This is a genomic window from Nonomuraea sp. NPDC003214 (assembly GCF_053590035.1).
Genome location: NZ_JBSFSX010000010.1, coordinates 250,166 through 267,739, shown reverse-complemented (window position 1 = coordinate 267,739; position 17,574 = coordinate 250,166). Strand labels below are relative to the sequence as shown.

Sequence of the window (17,574 nt, the reverse complement as noted above, 5' to 3'; positions counted from 1 at the left end):
ATATCATCGCGTGGGCTCTGGTGCCGGCGCTGGTCGTCGTGCTGTCCGCCTGCTCGGCGGCCGACGAGACACCGGTCGCGGCCCGGGCGAGCCTGCCGCCGGTGGTGGCGACCCCGCCCGAGTGCGCCGTCACCAGCAGGCTCATCCCGTCCTGCGGCGCCTGGTGGGGGATCGCGCCGGAGATCTTCACCGGCGCGGGCGTGACCCGGGCCCTGGAGAACGCCGAGCACCGCATGGGCGCCAAGGCCGACATCCTGCACGTCTACCACCGGGGTAGGGAGCTGTTCCCGACCGACGAGGAGATCCGGCTCGCCCGCGACCCGGCCAGGCCCCGGCTGCTGCTCATCAACTGGAAGCCGTCGTTCGGCCACACCTGGGCGGAGATCGCCGACGGGGCCATCGACTCCCGGATCGACCGGCTGGCCCGCTACCTGCGGCGCACGTTCCCCGAGCGGTTCTTCCTGACCATCCACCACGAGCCGGAGAACGACGTCGACGCCGCGGCCGGCTCCGGCATGCGGGCCGGCGACTACGCCGAGATGTTCCGCCACGTCGTGCTCCGGCTGCGCGAGCGCGGGGTGAAGAACGCGGTCACCGTGATGACCTACATGGGCGCGCCCAACTGGGCGTCCAAGCCGTGGTTCGAGGAGCTCTACCCGGGCGACGACGTGGTCGACTGGGTGGCCATGGACCCCTACGCCGACGGCCGGGTGCAGGACTTCGGCACGCTGGTCAACAAGACGCGCGAGGACTTCGACGAGTGGCCCGGCTTCTACCGGTGGATGCAGTGGCGCTTCCCCGGCAAACCGGTCATGGTCGCGGAATGGGGCGTGTTCGAGCGGGCCGACGACCCGGCGTTCAAGCGGGCCTTCTACGAGTCGGTGCGCCGGCAGATCCGCCGCTATCCGCAGATCAAGGCGCTGGTCTACTTCGACTCGCCGCACGCCCCGAGAGGCAACACCAGCTTCGACACCGAGCCGACGGCCGACCGGGCGTTCACCGAGCTCGCGAGAGATCCGCACTTCCGCGCGACTCGCGTGCCGCGGCCCTGACCCGCCACCGCCAGCCCGCCACGACGACCGCCGTCGCCGCCACCAGCGCGACCACGGTGACCGTGTTGGGCACGTCGAGCAGCTTGAGCGCCGAGGCCAGCAGCACGATCGCGAGCATCGCCCTGATCAGCCCGCCCGGCGCCCGCGAGGAGATCCGCGCGCCCAGGTAGACGCCGGGGATCGAGCCGACGAGCAGCGAGAGCGTCAGGTCGGCCTGGAAGTCGCCGAACAGCAGGTGGCCGAGCGCCGCCGACACGACCAGCGGCACCGCCTGGACCAGGTCCGTGCCGACGAGCTGGTTGGCCTTGAGCGCCGGGTAGAGCGCGATCAGCGCCACGATGATGAGCGACCCGGAGCCCACGGACGACACCCCGACGACCAGGCCGCCTACCATACCGACCAGTAGGGTCGGTATTGGGCGCACGACGATCTCCCGGGCCTCCGCCGTTCCGCCCCGGTCGCCCAGCCACGCCTTGGCGGCCAGCCCGGCGACCGCGAGCAGCAGGGCGACGCCGAGCGCGTACTTGACCCCGTCGCCCACCGCGAACGCCCGCGCCAGGAACACCCCGCAGAACGCCGTCGGCACCGAGCCCGCGCAGAGCCAGCCGACCAGCTTGAGGTTGACCGTGCCCCGGCGCAGGTGGACGACGCTGCCGACCGGCTTCATCACCGCCGAGGCCACCAGGTCGCTGGAGACCGCGGCCAGCGGCGGGACGTTGAAGAACAGCATCATCATCGGCGTCATCAGCGCGCCGCCGCCCATGCCGGTCAATCCGACGACGATCGCCACCAGGAACGACCCGGCGATGAGCGGGAGGTCGATCATCGCACCCACCCGCCGCCGCGCAGCGTGTCGAGCACCCGCCCGACGGCCGCCTCGACCGACAGGTGCGTGGTGTCGATGGTCAGGTCGGCGTCGTCCGGTTCCTCGTACGGATCGGAGACGCCGGTGAACTCGGGGATGAGCCCGGCCCGCGCCTTGGCGTACAGGCCCTTGCGGTCGCGGCGCTCGCACTCCTCCAGCGGCGTGGCGACGTGCACGAGCAGGAAGTCGGCGCCGACCGACTCGGCCATCTCGCGGACCTCGGCCCGCGTCTCCGCGTAGGGGGCGATGGGGGCGCAGATGGCCAGGCCGCCGTGGCGGGCCGCCTCGGCGGCCACGAACCCGATCCGCCGGATGTTGAGGTCACGGTCGGCCTTGGAGAACGTCAGCCCCTTGGACAGCAGGTGGCGCACCACGTCGCCGTCGAGGTAGGTGACCGTGCGGGTGCCCAGCTCCAGCAGCGCGTCGCGCAGGCCGCGGGCGATCGTGGACTTGCCCGACCCCGACAGGCCGGTGAAGAACACCACCAGGCCGCGCCGGTGCGGCGGCCCGGGGATGCGCACCGGGTCGGGCCCGGCCAGGTGCTCGCTCGCGCCGTAAGCGAAGGCGACGTGCTCGCGCAGCTCCAGGTCGATCTCGGGCTCGTCGCGCGGCGCCAGCGGCACCGGGACCACCATCGTGCCCTCGGGGAGCTGGTCCCTGGCCCGCAGCGCGGCCCTGACGACGCCCGGCCCGGCCTCGCCGTACGCGAGGGGGAGCAGCAGGATGACGGCGCCGAGCTCCTTGGCGGTGGCGACGATCTCGCCCAGGTCGTCGAGCGGCCCGCGCATCGTGACGGCCAGCGCGTCGCGCCCGCCCAGGTCGACGCGGACCTCGTCGGGCGTGCGGCGCAGCCGCGCGAACGGGCCGTGCTCGGGCGCGCCGAGGCCCTTCACCGGGCCGGCCGCCAGCCCGTCGTGACCCCGCTCGGTCACGCTCAGCACGGCCAGCGGCACGCCCTCGGGGTCGAGCAGCGTGACCTCCTCGCCCGGGGTCACCTCGTCGGGCAGGGTGATCGTGACGGGCGCGGGCCACGGGGTGCCGTCGGCCAGCGTGCCGCGCTCGTGCACCGTGTGGAGGTCGTCGTGGCCGAGAAACCCCGTCAGCGGCTGGAACGCCCCCGAAAGCAGCAGCTCAAGATCGGCCAGCTCGCGCGCGTCGGGGGTCCACTCCACGATCGTTCATCCCAACTATCCCGATTACATTGGTAGGAAAAAATACCACTGTACTCGGTGTGGCCGCTAGATCAGACGGGCGAAGTGATACTCGGGCTTCCTGATGACCATCGTGATCTCGTCGTGGGTGGCAGGGTATCGCCCGCGGGTCAGCCGGGCGGCCAGGCCGACGAGCGCGCCGCCCACCCGGCCCATCGCGGGCCCGCTGGTCGCGGTCTCCTCGTCGGTGATCAGCAGGCCCCGGGTCAGGCAGAACGCGTGCATCCCGTCGGCCGAGGCCAGCGGCCCGTGCACGACCGGGAGCGGCCCCGGGGTGCCCGGCACGACCAGCCGCCGCCACAGCAGCCGCCGCACCCAGGCCGGCGTGAGCCGCTCCAGCAGCGCGTAGGCCGAGTTCCTGTCGCGCATCCGCAGCAGCACCAGGCCGCCCGGCCGCAGCGACTGCAGCAGCCGGTCGAAGACCAGCTCCGCGTGCTCGATGCGCTCCAGCAGGAAGGAGAGCTGGATCACGTCGTACGCCCGGGGCGGCAGCGCCGCCGAGCGCAGGTCGCCGAGCGTCCAGGCGACCAGGTCGGCCCGCTCCTCGACCACTCTGCGTATCGCGGGCAGGTCCTCGTCGACCCCCGTGACGCGGACGTCGATGCGCCCCAGCGCCAGCGGCTCGTCGTGGGCGCACCCGGCGACCAGCACGTCGAGGCGCCGGCCGAGCTGACCGGTCCACTGCTCGCGGATCCGCTGAACAAAGAGATCGCCCCCTTGGGCGACCGACCGCACGTCAGACATGTGACCCACAGTAATCAATAACTGCCGAAGAGTAAGGGACATCGGTCCCTCGCGAGCGTTTCCGCGCGTGATGGCGGCGGACGGGTGAGGGGCACCCGGCCAGTAGTCTGGAACGACCACACCCCCGCTGCCGTTCGGCCGGGGGTAGTCGTGTTGCCATGGGGCTGACTGATGAGTCTTTCCGGACTGCTTGACCTTGTCTCCGCCGACCCGAGCCTGGCCGCCGCCCTCGAACAGGGCGGCGACGTGGCCCTCGTCGCGCCCGCCGCGCTGCGGCCCTTCGGCGTGGCCGCGCTGGCCGGGCACGACCAGCGCGCGGTCCTGGCCGTCACCGCGACGGGCCGCGAGGCCGAGGACCTGGCGGCGGCGCTGACCAGCCTCATCGAGCCCAGCACGGTCGCGGTGTTCCCGGCCTGGGAGACGCTGCCGCACGAGCGGCTCTCGCCCCGCTCCGACACCGTCGGCCAGCGGCTGGCCGTGCTGCGCAGGCTGGCGCACCCGGTCAAGGGCGACAGCGCCGCCGGGCCGCTCAACGTGATCGTCGCGCCGATCCGGGCGCTGTTGCAGCCGATCGTGAAGGGCCTGGGCGACCTGGAGCCGATCCGGCTGCGGGCCGGCGACGACGCCGACCTGGACGCGGTCGTGGCCAACCTGGTGGGCAACGGCTACCACCGGGTCGACATGGTGGAGAAGCGCGGCGAGGTCGCGGTGCGCGGCGGGCTGCTCGACGTGTTCCCGCCCACCGAGGAGCACCCGCTGCGGCTGGAGTTCTGGGGCGACACGGTCGAGGAGATCCGCTGGTTCAAGGTGGCCGACCAGCGCTCGCTGGAGGCGGCCGAGGACGGGCTGTTCGCGCCGCCCTGCCGCGAGCTGCTGCTGACCGGCGAGGTCCGGGCCAGGGCGCGGGAGCTGGCCGAGCGGCACCCGGCGCTCGCCGAGGTGCTCGACCAGCTCGCCGACGGCACGCCGGTCGAGGGCATGGAGGCGTTCGCCCCGGCGCTGGCCGGGGAGATGGACCTGCTGATCGACCACCTGCCGGACCGGGCGGCGGTGTTCGTCTGCGACCCCGAGCGGATCAGGAGCCGGGCCGAGGAGCTGGTGCGCACCTCGCAGGAGTTCCTGGAGGCGTCCTGGATCAACGCGGCCGCCGGCGGCGAGGCGCCGATCGACCTCGGGGCCGCCGCGTTCCGCTCGCTGGAGGAGATCCGCGACCACGCCGGCTCCCTGGGGCAGCCGTGGTGGTCGATGGCGCCGTTCGGCACCGGCGTCGAGCTGGCCGCGCACGACTCCGAGGCCTACCGGGGCGACACCCGCAAGGCGCTGGAGGACGTCAAGGGCTGGCTGGCCGAGGACAAGGCGGTCGTGCTGCTCAGCGAGGGGCACGGCCCGGCCGAGCGCATGGTCGAGGTGCTGAAGGGCGTCGACGTCCCCGCCCGTCTCACGAAATATCTGGACAAGGCGCCGGAGCCGAAGGTCGTCCACGTCACCACCGGCCTCCTGGAGCACGGCTTCGTCACCCCCGGCCTGGCCGTCCTCACCCACCTCGACCTGGTGGGCCAGAAGGCGTCCACCAAGGACATGCGCCGCCTGCCCTCGCGCCGCCGCAACATGGTCGACCCGCTCCAGCTCAAGGTCGGCGACCACGTCGTGCACGAGCAGCACGGCGTCGGCCGCTACGTGGAGATGGTCCAGCGCACCGTCCAGGGCGCCACCCGCGAATACCTCGTCATCGAGTACGCCAAGGGCGACCGCCTCTACGTGCCCACCGACCAGCTCGACGAGGTCACCCGCTACGTCGGCGGCGAGGCGCCCACGCTCAACCGGATGGGCGGCGCCGACTGGGCCAAGGCCAAGTCGCGGGCCAAGAAGGCGGTCAAGGAGATCGCCGGCGAGCTCATCCGCCTCTACTCGGCGCGCATGGCCTCGCCCGGCCACCCCTTCGGCCCCGACACCCCGTGGCAGCGCGAGATGGAGGACGCCTTCCCCTACGCCGAGACCGGCGACCAGCTCGAAGCCATCGACGAGGTCAAGCGCGACATGGAGCGCGGCGTCCCGATGGACCGGCTGATCTGCGGCGACGTGGGCTACGGCAAGACCGAGATCGCAGTGCGCGCGGCCTTCAAGGCGGTGCAGGACGGCAAGCAGGTGGCCGTGCTGGTGCCGACCACGCTGCTGGTGCAGCAGCACATGTCGACGTTCACCGAGCGCTTCTCCAGCTTCCCCGTCACGCTCAAGCCGGTCTCCCGCTTCCAGACCGACGCCGAGATCAAGGGCACGCTCGACGGCCTGCGCACCGGCGCCGTCGACGTGGTCATCGGCACCCACCGGCTGCTCAGCCCCGAGGTCAGGTTCAAGGACCTGGGCCTGATCATCATCGACGAGGAGCAGCGGTTCGGCGTCGAGCACAAGGAGGCCATGAAGCACCTGCGCACCCAGGTCGACGTGCTGGCGATGTCGGCCACGCCGATCCCGCGCACGCTGGAGATGGGCCTGACCGGCATCCGGGAGATGTCCACGATCCTCACCCCGCCGGAGGAGCGCCACCCGATCCTCACCTTCGTCGGCCCGTACGACGAGAAGCAGATCGCGGCGGCGATCCGGCGCGAGCTGATGCGCGACGGGCAGATCTTCTTCGTGCACAACCGGGTCGCCTCGATCAACCGGGTGGCCGCGCGGCTGCGCGAGCTGGTGCCCGAGGCGCGCGTCGCGGTGGCGCACGGCCAGATGAACGAGCACCAGCTCGAAAAGATCATGGTGGGCTTCTGGGAGCGCGAGTACGACCTGCTCGTCTCTACCACGATCGTGGAGTCGGGGCTGGACGTGCCCAACGCCAACACGCTCATCGTCGACCGGGCCGACAACTACGGCCTGTCGCAGCTCCACCAGCTCCGCGGCCGGGTCGGGCGAGGGCGCGAGCGCGGCTACGCGTACTTCCTCTACCCGCCGGAGAAGCCGCTGACCGAGACCGCGCACGAGCGGCTGGCCACGATCTCGCAGCACACCGAGATGGGCGCCGGCATGTACGTGGCGATGAAGGACCTGGAGATCCGCGGCGCCGGCAACGTGCTCGGCGCTGAGCAGTCGGGCTTCATCGCGGGCGTCGGCTTCGACCTGTACGTGCGGCTGATGGCCGAGGCCGTGCAGGAGCAGAAGGCCAAGCTGTCGGGCGCCGAGCCGGTCGAGGAGGTGCACGACGTCAAGGTCGAGCTGCCGATCAACGCGCACATCCCGCACGACTACGTGACCTCCGAGCGGCTGCGGCTGGAGGCGTACAAGCGGATCGCGGCGATCTCCGCGCCGATCCACATCGACGAGGTGCGCGCGGAGCTGACCGACCGCTACGGCAAGCCGCCCGTCGAGGTGGAGAACCTGCTGGAGGTCGCCAGGTTCCGGATCAAGGCGCGGCAGGCGGGGCTGACCGACGTCACGCTCCAGGGGCAGAACATCAAGTTCGGCCCGGCCGTGCTGAAGGAGTCGCAGCAGGTCCGGCTCGACCGGCTCTACAAGAAGGCCGTCTACAAGCAGGCGGCCGAGACCCTGCTGGTGCCGGTGCCCAAGACCAAGCCGCTGGGCGGGCAGCCGCTGCGGGACCTGGACCTGCTCAAATGGTGTGGCGACCTGGTGGAGGCGATGTTCCTCGAGCCGGCGCGGGTAAGCTAGCGGCGATTTTTGTCGAAGGGATGCACGTGAAGTCGATACGAGCGGTTTTGGTCGCTGCCGCGGCGGGAGCCAGCGTCCTCGCGCTGACCGCCTGCTCAACCCCTGTCGAGGCCGGCGCGGCGGCCGTGGTCGGCAACCAGCGGATCTCGGCCAGCGATCTCACCCGGAACGTCCAGGAGTTCGAGGCCGCGCTGAAGAAGGCCAACATCACGCCCGAGCAGCTCGGCGTGCCGGTCACCCAGTTCGTGCTGTTCCGGATGACCAACCAGGCCCGCTACCAGCAGCTCGCCGCCAAGCACGGCATCACGGTCACCGAGACCGAGGTCGACGCCGCGCTCCAGCAGCCCGGCCAGCAGCAGTCGCCGGAGATGAACCTGCTGTCCAAGGGCGTCGCCCCGGCCAGCGCGCGCCCCTACCTGCGCGCCGAGCTGGGCGCGGCCAAGCTGATCGAGAAGTTCGGCGGCACCCAGAGCCAGCAGGCCGCGGCCAAGTGGGCCGAGGAGTACAACTCCATCAAGACGCAGTTCAGCCCCCGCTACGGCACCTTCCAGCAGGACCAGGGCTTCGTCGACCCGGGCCGCTTCGGCAAGCCGCTGCAGCCCGCCCAGCCACAGCAGCAGCCGCAGGGCTAGGCATGCCACTCGTCGTCGTCACCACCTCGCCGCGCGTCGCGCCGGGGCTGCTGAGCCACCAGGCGTGGCAGGCGCTGCGCTCCGGCCCGGTGCTGACCGGCTCCGCCGATCACCCCCAGCTCCCCTACCTGGCCGAGGCCGGGGTCGAGGTCGACGTGGTGACGCCGGACCCGGCCTCGCTGGCCAGGCGGGCCGTGACCGACACCGTCGTGTGGCTCGCCTCCGGTGACGACGAGGACTTCATGCGCGCGCTCGGCCACGCCGCCGTCGCGCTGGCCGACCCGCCCCTGATCGAGGTCGTGCCCGGCTCCTACGACCTGCCGGGCGCCCGCGTCCTCGACCTGGTCGCGGTCATGGACCGGCTGCGCGTCGAGTGCCCGTGGGACCGCAAGCAGACCCACGAGTCGCTGGTCCCGTACCTGCTCGAAGAGGCGTACGAGGTGCTGGAGGCCATCGAGGAGTCCGACTACCCGGCGCTCCGCGAGGAGCTCGGCGACCTGCTGCTCCAGGTGGTGTTCCACGCACGGGTGGCCGACGGGTTCGACATGGACGACGTGGCCGCCGGCATCGTCGACAAGCTGGTGCGGCGCCACCCGCACGTGTTCGGCTCGGTCCGGGCCGAGACCGCCGACCAGGTCAACGACAACTGGGAGGCCATCAAGGCGGCCGAGCGGGCCTCCAAGGGCGGCGAGTCGCTGCTCGACGGGGTGCCCATGGGCCAGCCCGCGCTGTCGCTGGCGGCCCAGCTCGTCCGGCGGGCCGAGCGCGGCGGGGCGCCCGGGAGCCTGGCCGCCGCCGTGGGCCAGGGGGTCGCCCGCGAGCTGTGGGACCTGGTGCGACGCGCCCAGGAGGCCGGGGTCGACGCCGAGGCCGAGCTGCGCGCCGCCGCACGCGCCTACCGCGACAGGGTGCGCGCCTGGGAGTCGCGAGAGGGCCGATAGGCTCTAGACCCATATTGCCTTTCGATTTAGGAGCGCATCCCGTGGCTACCATCGAGGTCGTATACGCGCGCGAGATCCTCGACTCCCGGGGCAACCCGACGGTCGAGGTCGAGGTGATCCTCGACGACGGCAGCACCGGCCGCGCCGCGGTGCCGAGCGGCGCGTCCACCGGCCAGTTCGAGGCTGTGGAGCTGCGCGACGGCGACGACCGCTACAACGGCAAGGGCGTGCAGAAGGCCGTCCTCGCCATCACCGACGAGATCTTCGACGAGATCCACGGCGTCGAGGCCGAGGACCAGCGCATCGTCGACCAGATCATGATCGACCTGGACCGCACGCCCAACAAGGCCAAGCTGGGCGCCAACGCCATCCTGGGCGTCTCGCTGGCCGTGGCCAAGGCCGCCGCCGACAGCGCCGAGCTGCCGCTGTTCCGCTACGTGGGCGGCCCCAACGCGCACGTGCTGCCCGTGCCGATGATGAACATCCTCAACGGCGGCGCCCACGCCGACACCAACGTGGACATCCAGGAGTTCATGATCGCGCCGATCGGCGCGCCGACGTTCCGCGACGCCGTCCGCATGGGCACCGAGGTCTACCACGCGCTCAAGTCCGTGCTGAAGGAGAAGGGCTACGCCACCGGCCTGGGCGACGAGGGCGGGTTCGCGCCCAGCCTGCCGTCCAACCGCGACGCCCTCGACCTGATCCTCGTCGCGATCGAGAAGGCCGGCTACCGGCCCGGCGAGGACATCGCGCTCGCGCTCGACGTGGCCGCCTCCGAGTTCCACAAGGACGGCGTCTACACCATCGACGGCAAGGGCCTGTCCGCCCAGGAGCTCATCGCCTTCTACCAGGACCTGGTCGACAACTACCCGCTCGTCTCCATCGAGGACCCGCTCGACGAGGAGGACTGGGAGGGCTGGCGCGCGATCACCGAGGCGCTCGGCTCCCGGGTGCAGCTCGTCGGCGACGACCTGTTCGTCACCAACCCGGAGCGGCTGGAGCGCGGCATCAAGGCCGGCACCGCCAACGCGCTCCTGGTCAAGGTCAACCAGATCGGCACCCTGTCGGAGACCCTCGACGCCGTCGACCTGGCCCACCGCAACGGCTACAAGTGCATGATGAGCCACCGCTCGGGCGAGACCGAGGACACGACGATCGCCGACCTGGCCGTGGCGGTCAACTGCGGCCAGATCAAGACCGGCGCGCCGGCCCGCTCCGACCGGGTGGCCAAGTACAACCAGCTGCTGCGCATCGAGGAAATCCTCGACGACGCCGCCCGTTACGCGGGTCGTGACGCTTTCCCGCGGTTCCAGCGCTAGTTTCGGGTACGGCCCGCGGTGGGCGAGTCCTGCCGCGGGTCCCGTCGCCGTCTGAGGGGGTAGTGCGTTGGCGAAGAGACCGCAGCTGACCGGGCGAGCCGCCATCCTGGCGATCGTGGTGTGCGCGATCGCCATGAGCCTGGCCTACCCCGTGCGCGAGTACATCGCCCAGCGGCGCAACATCGCCGAGCTCCGTGAGGAGAAGGCGCGGGTCGAGGCCGAGCGCCAGCGCCTGCTCGCCGAGGCGCAGCAGGTGCGCGACCCCAACTGGATCAAGCGCACGGCCAAGGAGCGGCTGCACTACTGCGGGCCGGGCGAGAAGTGCTACGTGGTCATGGGCGCCGACCCGGGCAAGGGCACGACGGCGGTCAAGCGGCCGGCGGCGCCGCCGCCGTGGTATCAGACGCTCTGGGAGTCGGTGCAGGCCGCCGACGACGGCACCGGCCGCCGGGCGGGCGTAACCGACCCGGCCGACACGACCGGCGAAACTGACACGTCCGGCAAGGCTGGCAAGACCGGCGAAACTGACACGACCGGCGAAGCTGACAAGACCGGTGAGGCCGGCACGGCCGGCGAGGGGGAGTAGGAGAGCGTTGGAGAGCAGTGACGTCGAGGCGGTCCAGCGGCAGCTGGGGCGGCCTCCCCGAGGGTTGCGCGGGGTGGCGCACCGCTGCCCGTGCGGCAACCCCGACGTGGTCGAGACCGCGCCGCGGCTGCCCGACGGCTCGCCGTTCCCCACGCTCTACTACCTGACCTGCCCGCGGGCCGCCTCCGCGATCGGCACGCTGGAGGGCTCCGGGCTGATGCGCCGGATGCAGGACCGGCTGGCCGACGACCCCGAGCTGGCCGCCGCCTACCAGGCGGCGCACGACGACTACGTCGCCCGGCGTGACAAGGCCGCCGAGGAGGAGGGCCTGGAGCCGCTCCCGCGTGACATGCAGAGCACCGGCGGCATGCCGCTGCGGGTCAAGTGCCTGCACGCGCTCGTGGCGCACGAGCTGGCGGTGCCCGGCAGCAACCCGTTCGGCAGGGAGGCGCTGGACGCGCTCCCCGACTGGTGGAGTGACGGACCATGCGCGTAGCCGCCGTCGACTGCGGCACCAACTCGGTGCGGCTGCTGATCGCCGATGTCGGCGACGACTCGCTGACCGAGGTCGAGCGGCGGATGGAGATCGTCCGGCTCGGCGAGGGCGTGGACCGGACCGGGCGGCTGTCGCCCGACGCGCTGGAGCGCACGTTCGGCGCCATGCTGCGCTACCGCGAGCTGATCGACCGGCACGGGGCCGTCGCCACGAGGGTGGTGGCGACCAGCGCCACCCGTGACGCCGGCAACCGCGACCGGTTCACCGACGGCGTCCGGGAGATCTTCGGCGTCGCGCCGGAGGTGGTGACGGGCGCGGAGGAGGCGGAGCTGTCGTTCACCGGCTCGACGCGGGGCCTGCTGCGGCTGTCGCCGGAGACCGAGGTGCCGCAGGGCCCGCTGCCGCCCTACCTGGTCGTCGACATCGGCGGCGGCTCGACCGAGTTCGTGGTCGGCTCCCGTCACGCGGAGGCGGCGATCTCCGTCGACATCGGCTGCGTGCGGCTGACCGAGCGTCACCTGCGTGACGCGGGCGACCCGCCGTCGGCCGAGGCGCTGGAGTCGGTGGTGGCCGACGTCGAGAAGGCGCTCGACCGGGTCGAGGCCGAGGTGCCGGTGCGCCAGGCGCACACGCTGGTGGGACTGGCCGGTTCGGTGACGACGGTCGCGGGCGTCGCGCTCGGGCTCCCGGAGTACGACCCGGCGCGCATTCACCATGCGCGGATCTCCGCCGAGCAGGTGCACGAGGTGACGCGGCGGCTGCTGGCGATGACGCATGGTGAGCGGGCGGCGCTGGGCGTGATGCATCCGGGCCGGGTGGACGTCATCGGCGCGGGGGCGCTGATCCTGGACCGCATCGTGAGGCGGTTCACATTTGCGCAGGTAGTAGTGAGTGAGCATGACATTCTCGATGGAATTGCGTGGTCCCTGGCCTGAAAAGTGGCTAAATCGGGACATAACTCGCTTGCGTTCGTGTTGAGCGTGCAATCAGTTCTGTGCTTTAGTGATCGTGCATAACGGGGGCTTTGCCATATTGCGCGACACAAGAGGGCTGTCGGCGTGGCAACCGTTCCCGAGCGCATCTCTTCCCTCACGGAATGGAGCCTCATTCATGAAGTCCTCTGTGTTAGCGCGGAAGGTGGCGGCGTTCGGCGCCTCCACTTTCGTGCTGGCCGGCCTGGTGGCCGGGCTGGTGTCCAGCCCCGCTCAGGCCGCCACGGCCTCCTCCGCGACCGCTGGGGCAGCGGCCGCCAAGACGAAGGCCAAGGTCTCCGTCTCCACGCCGAAGGTGTCGGAGCGTGACTACGTCGGCGCCTGTCCGGTGTCGGTGACGTTCTCCGCCACGGTCAAGGTCTCCAGCAAGGCCAAGACCACGCTGGCCTACCGCTGGCTCCACGGCGACGGCTCGAAGAGCAAGGTCAAGACCGTCAAGGTCAAGGGCACGAAGTCCGTGAAGGTCACCGAGAAGGTCACCTTCAAGGGCGACGTCAAGGGCTGGCAGGCCCTGCAGGTCCTCGGCCCGCGCACGGTGACCTCGAAGAAGAGCTACTTCTCGGTCAACTGCATGAAGCTCGAGGGCACCCGCGACGACGTGCGGGTCTCCGCGCGCGCCTGGGCGAGCCCGTCCCACTACGTGGGCTCGTGCGACCCCGGCAAGCGGATCCACTTCGCCGGCCGGATCACCGTGAACCGCCCGGCCTGGGTGCGCTACCGCTGGGTCGTCAACGGTGACGTCGTGGACTACGGCAAGGTCAAGGTCTGGGACTCCCGCAAGGTCTACGCGGGCATCACCGCCCGTCACAGCCAGCGCGGCTCCGCGGTCCTGCAGATCCTGAGCCCGGACCGTGAGTACTCCAACCGGGCCTACTACAAGGTCTGGTGCAAGGACTACACCCCGCCGGCCCCGGCTGTGAAGGTCTCCGCCTCCGACCTGGTGACGGCGACCAACCACGACGGCTGCAAGGTCAGCGCGCACGCCAACATCAACCTCAACCGCGCCGCCGACGTCCGGTGGGTCTGGTCCGTGAACGGCCAGGCGGTCGAGCAGGGATCGCGCTACTTCGGCAGCGGCACCAAGAACGTCTCGCTCTCGCAGCGGGCGCTGCACGGCGCCGCGAAGAACGGCGGCAAGATCACACTGTCGGTCTACGGCCCGAACAACAGCGACTCCATCACGCAGTCCTACGCTGCGTGTGACGAGCCCAAGCCCGAGCCCTCCTACGAGGTCTCCGGCGCTTCGGTGACCGCGAGCGAGAACACCTGCCCGTCCGGCACCCTGTCCGGTTCGGCCACGGTGACCGGCAAGAACGGCTTCAAGGGCCAGGCCGTGTGGACGTACGAGGGCACGCACCTCGGCGACGCGAACATCGGTGACGGCTCCACCACGGTCTCCTTCTCGCAGAACTTCAACGATCTGACGAAGGACGGCGTGGCCGAGCTGAAGATCTTCGACCCGAGCGGCAAGCTCCTGAAGGTGGTCCCGGCCTCCTTCCAGGCGCCCTGCAAGAAGGCCTGAGATCGCTGAACCGGGTGGCGCCTGGCGCCACCCGGTTTTCCTTTTGCCACTATTACGCTTTGCACAGTAGTGTGCATGGCGTGGATAGCAGCCAGTTGCTCAAGGGCGTGCTCGACCTGGCCGTCCTGGCGGTGCTCGACGACCGCGACGGCTATGGCTACGACGTCGTCCGCCGCCTCAGGGAGGCCGGGCTCACCGAGGTCGGCGACGCGTCCGTCTACGGCACGCTGCGCCGCCTGTTCAAGGCGGGCGCGCTGACCTCGTACGTGGTCGCCTCCGACGAGGGGCCGCACCGCAAGTACTACGGGCTCAACGACGCCGGACGCCGGCAGCTCGCCTCGTCGGCGGCGACCTGGACCTCGTTCGCCGCCACCATGGACTCCCTGCTGAAGGAGGGGCCGCATGACTGATCACGATGCTTACGCGCGGGCCGTGCGCGAGGCTCTGGCACGCCATCCCGAGCGCGAGGAGCTGCTGGAGGACCTGGACGACCATCTGGCGGAGATCGCCGCCGAGTCGGACGCGTCGCTGGAGGACCGGCTCGGCCCGCCCGGCGCCTACGCCGAGGAGCTCCGGGCCGCCTACGCGGGCCGCCCCGAGGCCGTCAGCGGCCGCAGGAGGCCGCGTGAGATGGCCGCGGGGTTCGTGGCCCGGGTGCGGCGGCACAGGCTCTACGGGGCCGCCACGGGCTTCCTGCGGGAGCTGCGGCCGGGCTGGTGGGTGCTGCGGGGCTACGCGCTGGGCATGGCGGCGCTGGCGCTCAATCCGGGCCCGGCGGCCGAGGGCCCCGGACTCGTGCCGGGCGGCGCCGTCGAGATCCTGGTGGTCGCCGTGGCCGTGGCGGCGTCGGTGTGGTTCGGGCGGCGCCGCGGGGGATGGCCGGTCCTCTCGCTGGCCGTCGCCGTCAACGCGGCGGCCGCGGTGGCGCTGCTGGCGGGGGTGCTCGCGGGCGCCGCACCCGTCCCGGAGCAGGCGTTCTCCCCGACGCCGCAGTCGGTGCGGCCCGATGTCGTGCTGGTCGGCTCGGGATCGCCGTTCGCCGCCGCCGTCACCAACATCCGGCTCTACAAGGACGGCAAGGCGCTCGTGGGGGTGGACATCTACGACCAGGACGGCAGGCCGCTCGTGCTGTCGCCGGAGGAGCACGGCCTGGAGATCGACCCGGCGTGCGGCGACGTGATCCGCAACCGCTACCCGCTGCCCCTGGTGACCGCCGAGGAGGCCGAGGCCAGGCGGCTGCGCGAGCTGGAAGGCGGCAAGGCCGACGTGGTGCCCGCGCCGTCGGCCTGCGCGACGTCCGAGCCGCGCTGATCGGGCACCAGCTGATCGGGCACCATCGGTGTCATGAGCTACGTACCTCCCGGCACCGGCTGGCCCGACGACCCCGCGACCCCCGCCACGCCCGTGGCCGCCGGCCCGGCGGACGTGCGCGCGCTGGCCGACTCCAGCCGCGACCTGGCCGACCTCACCGCCCGGCAGTCGGTCTGCCGGGCCTGCCCGCGCCTGGTGGCCTGGCGCGAGGAGGTGGCCGACGTCAAGCGGCGGGCGTTCGCGGACGAGACCTACTGGGGGCGGCCCATCGCCGGGTGGGGCGAGGAGCACCCGCGGATCCTGCTCGTCGGCCTGGCCCCGGCCGCGCACGGCGGCAACAGGACCGGCCGGATCTTCACCGGCGACCGCAGCGGCGACTGGCTGTTCGCCTCCCTGCACCGCACCGGGCTGGCGGTGCAGGCGACGAGCACGTACGCCGGTGACGGTCAGAAGCTGGTAGGCACGCGGATGCTGGCGTCGGTGCGGTGCGCGCCGCCCGCGAACAAGCCGCTGCCCGAGGAGAAGGCCACCTGCTTCCCGTGGATGGCCCGTGAGATCGCGATGGTGGCCGACAGCGTGCGGGTGGTCGTCGCGCTCGGCGGCTACGCCTGGCAGGCGATGTGGCCGGCGCTGCGGGAGGCGGGCTACGCGCTGCCGCGCAGCAGGCCGCCGTTCGGGCACGGCGCCGAGGTCGAGGTCGCGTACGGGAGCGCGCCCGTGACGCTGCTGGGCTGCTACCACCCGAGCCAGCAGAACACGTTCACCGGCAGGGTGACGGCCGACATGCTCGACGGGATCTTCACGCGGGCGGCCGAGCTCTCGGTGTGACGCGTTGCACCATCCCCGCGTTGGCCTTCGCGGATAAGCGTGGCGTAAGCTTGTGAATGCTTTCACAAGCTATCCATCAAGGGATGGGGCCATGAACAAGCACATCTTGATCGTCGGCGGCGGTTACGTCGGTCTCTACACGGCACTGCGTCTGCAGCGCAAGCTCTCCCGGGAGCTGCGCGCCGGCGAGGTGCGCATCACGATCATCGACCCCCAGTCCTACATGACCTACCAGCCGTTCCTGCCGGAGGCGGCGGCGGGCAACCTGTCGCCCCGGCACATGGTCGCCCCGCTGCGGCGGGTGCTGCCCAAGGTGAGCATCCTCAACGGCCGGGTGACCAAGGTCGACCACGCGGCCCGCACGGTCACCTTCCAGCCTGCCGAGGGCGCGCCGCGTGAGGTCGCCTACGACGTCATCGTCATGGCCGCGGGCTCGATCTCGCGCACGCTGCCCATCCCCGGGCTCACCGACATCGGCATCGGCTTCAAGACCGTGGGCGAGGCCATCGCGCTGCGCAACCGGGTGCTGCACCTGCTCGACGTGGCCGAGTCGACCGAGGACCCGGAGGTGCGCCGCAGGGCGCTGACGTTCGTGGTGGTCGGGGCGGGCTTCGCCGGCGTCGAGGCGCTGGCCGAGCTGGAGGACATGGCCAAGCACTCGACCCGCTACTACCGCAACATCAAGCCTTCGGACATCCGCTGGGTGCTCGTCGAGGCCACCAACCGGGTGCTGCCCGAGGTGGGGCCGGAGATGGGCAAGTGGACGCTGGAGCAGCTCCGCGAGCGCGGCATCGACGTCAAGCTGGACACCCGGCTCGAATCGTGCGTCGGCGGTCACGTGGTGCTCAGCGACGGCTCGGAGTTCGAGGCCGAGACGCTGGTGTGGACCGCGGGCGTCAAGCCCAGCCCGGTCGTCGCCGACAGCGACCTGCCGCTCGACGAGCGCGGCCGGCTGAAGACCACGACCAAGCTCACGCTCGCCGGCACCCGCGACGCGTTCGCCGCCGGTGACGCGGCCGGCGTGCCCGACGTGACCAACCCCGGCCAGTACTGCGCGCCCAACGCCCAGCACGCCGTCCGTCAGGCGAAGGTGCTCGGCGACAACATCGTCCGCCACCTTCGCGGGCAGGAACTGGTCGATTACCGCCACAAGTACGTCGGATCGGTCGCCGGTCTCGGCCTGCACCAGGGCGTCGCGAACGTCTACGGCGTCAAGCTTCGCGGATTCCCTGCGTGGTTCATGCACCGCACCTACCATCTGTCGCGGGTGCCTACGCTGAACCGCAAGGTCCGTGTCGTCGTCGACTGGACCCTGGCCCTGTTCTTCAAGCGCGAGACGATCTCGCTGGGTGAGATGGAGCACCCGCGCGAGGGGTTCAGGGCAGCCGTCGCCACCATGCGACGCTAGCCCAGGC

The 17,574-nt window shown here is 71.5% G+C and carries 16 protein-coding genes; 13 read left to right on the top strand and 3 right to left on the bottom strand.

What is annotated here, in order from left to right; all coding sequences use genetic code 11:
• Positions 1-20 precede the first annotated feature (20 nt).
• Positions 21-1,052 carry a glycoside hydrolase family 26 protein gene (locus tag ACWDXC_RS31595; RefSeq protein WP_449987774.1) on the top strand — a complete coding sequence of 344 codons (1,032 nt, stop codon included), beginning with the start codon at positions 21-23 and terminating at the stop codon, positions 1,050-1,052.
• Here ACWDXC_RS31595 and ACWDXC_RS31590 read toward each other — a convergent pair.
• The 3 genes from ACWDXC_RS31590 to ACWDXC_RS31580 all read right to left on the bottom strand — a co-directional run bounded on the left by ACWDXC_RS31590 (position 997) and on the right by ACWDXC_RS31580 (position 3,872).
• The gene (locus ACWDXC_RS31590) at positions 997-1,878 is read right to left on the bottom strand and encodes a sulfite exporter TauE/SafE family protein (protein ID WP_364176995.1); all 882 of its coding nucleotides are present in this window, start codon (positions 1,876-1,878) and stop codon (positions 997-999) included. The genes ACWDXC_RS31595 and ACWDXC_RS31590 overlap by 56 nt on opposite strands.
• Positions 1,875-3,089 (bottom strand): adenylyl-sulfate kinase, encoded by a 1,215-nt coding sequence (cysC, locus tag ACWDXC_RS31585; protein ID WP_219505087.1) that lies wholly within the window; start codon positions 3,087-3,089, stop codon positions 1,875-1,877. Before cysC ends, ACWDXC_RS31590 begins: the two co-directional genes overlap by 4 nt.
• A 66-nt stretch (positions 3,090-3,155) precedes the next feature.
• The gene (locus ACWDXC_RS31580; protein ID WP_449987770.1) at positions 3,156-3,872 is read right to left on the bottom strand and encodes a class I SAM-dependent methyltransferase; all 717 of its coding nucleotides are present in this window, start codon (positions 3,870-3,872) and stop codon (positions 3,156-3,158) included.
• Between the two features lie 171 nt (positions 3,873-4,043).
• Here ACWDXC_RS31580 and mfd point away from each other — a divergent pair, with 171 nt between their 5' ends.
• The 12 genes from mfd to ACWDXC_RS31520 all read left to right on the top strand — a co-directional run bounded on the left by mfd (position 4,044) and on the right by ACWDXC_RS31520 (position 17,567).
• Positions 4,044-7,532 carry a transcription-repair coupling factor gene (gene mfd, locus ACWDXC_RS31575; RefSeq protein WP_449987768.1) on the top strand — a complete coding sequence of 1,163 codons (3,489 nt, stop codon included), beginning with the start codon at positions 4,044-4,046 and terminating at the stop codon, positions 7,530-7,532.
• Between the two features lie 26 nt (positions 7,533-7,558).
• Positions 7,559-8,164 (top strand): SurA N-terminal domain-containing protein, encoded by a 606-nt coding sequence (locus ACWDXC_RS31570; RefSeq protein ID WP_449987766.1) that lies wholly within the window; start codon positions 7,559-7,561, stop codon positions 8,162-8,164.
• A gap of 2 nt (positions 8,165-8,166) precedes the next feature.
• Positions 8,167-9,105: a MazG family protein gene (locus ACWDXC_RS31565; protein ID WP_449987764.1), complete on the top strand. Its 939-nt coding sequence runs from the start codon at positions 8,167-8,169 to the stop codon at positions 9,103-9,105.
• 41 nt (positions 9,106-9,146) lie between these two features.
• Positions 9,147-10,424 carry a phosphopyruvate hydratase gene (gene eno, locus ACWDXC_RS31560; protein ID WP_219505077.1) on the top strand — a complete coding sequence of 426 codons (1,278 nt, stop codon included), beginning with the start codon at positions 9,147-9,149 and terminating at the stop codon, positions 10,422-10,424.
• 67 nt (positions 10,425-10,491) lie between these two features.
• Positions 10,492-11,010, top strand: coding sequence for an FtsB family cell division protein (locus ACWDXC_RS31555; RefSeq protein WP_449987761.1), 519 nt, complete (start codon positions 10,492-10,494; stop codon positions 11,008-11,010).
• A gap of 7 nt (positions 11,011-11,017) precedes the next feature.
• Complete coding sequence (locus ACWDXC_RS31550) at positions 11,018-11,506, top strand: DUF501 domain-containing protein (RefSeq protein ID WP_357586246.1); 489 nt, start codon at positions 11,018-11,020, stop codon at positions 11,504-11,506.
• Positions 11,497-12,441 carry a Ppx/GppA phosphatase family protein gene (locus ACWDXC_RS31545; protein WP_449987758.1) on the top strand — a complete coding sequence of 315 codons (945 nt, stop codon included), beginning with the start codon at positions 11,497-11,499 and terminating at the stop codon, positions 12,439-12,441. Before ACWDXC_RS31550 ends, ACWDXC_RS31545 begins: the two co-directional genes overlap by 10 nt.
• Positions 12,442-12,628: 187 nt before the next feature.
• Positions 12,629-14,020, top strand: coding sequence for a hypothetical protein (locus ACWDXC_RS31540; protein ID WP_449987755.1), 1,392 nt, complete (start codon positions 12,629-12,631; stop codon positions 14,018-14,020).
• 80 nt (positions 14,021-14,100) lie between these two features.
• A complete protein-coding gene (locus tag ACWDXC_RS31535) occupies positions 14,101-14,430 on the top strand; it encodes a PadR family transcriptional regulator (RefSeq protein ID WP_219505061.1) in 330 nt (109 codons plus the stop codon).
• Positions 14,423-15,331 carry a hypothetical protein gene (locus ACWDXC_RS31530; protein WP_449987753.1) on the top strand — a complete coding sequence of 303 codons (909 nt, stop codon included), beginning with the start codon at positions 14,423-14,425 and terminating at the stop codon, positions 15,329-15,331. Before ACWDXC_RS31535 ends, ACWDXC_RS31530 begins: the two co-directional genes overlap by 8 nt.
• Positions 15,332-15,364: 33 nt before the next feature.
• Positions 15,365-16,159 carry a uracil-DNA glycosylase gene (locus ACWDXC_RS31525; RefSeq protein ID WP_449987750.1) on the top strand — a complete coding sequence of 265 codons (795 nt, stop codon included), beginning with the start codon at positions 15,365-15,367 and terminating at the stop codon, positions 16,157-16,159.
• A 91-nt stretch (positions 16,160-16,250) separates the two neighbouring features.
• Entirely contained in the window at positions 16,251-17,567 is a 1,317-nt protein-coding gene (locus tag ACWDXC_RS31520) for an NAD(P)/FAD-dependent oxidoreductase (RefSeq protein ID WP_219505055.1), read from the top strand.
• The last annotated feature ends 7 nt before the right edge of the window (positions 17,568-17,574 follow it).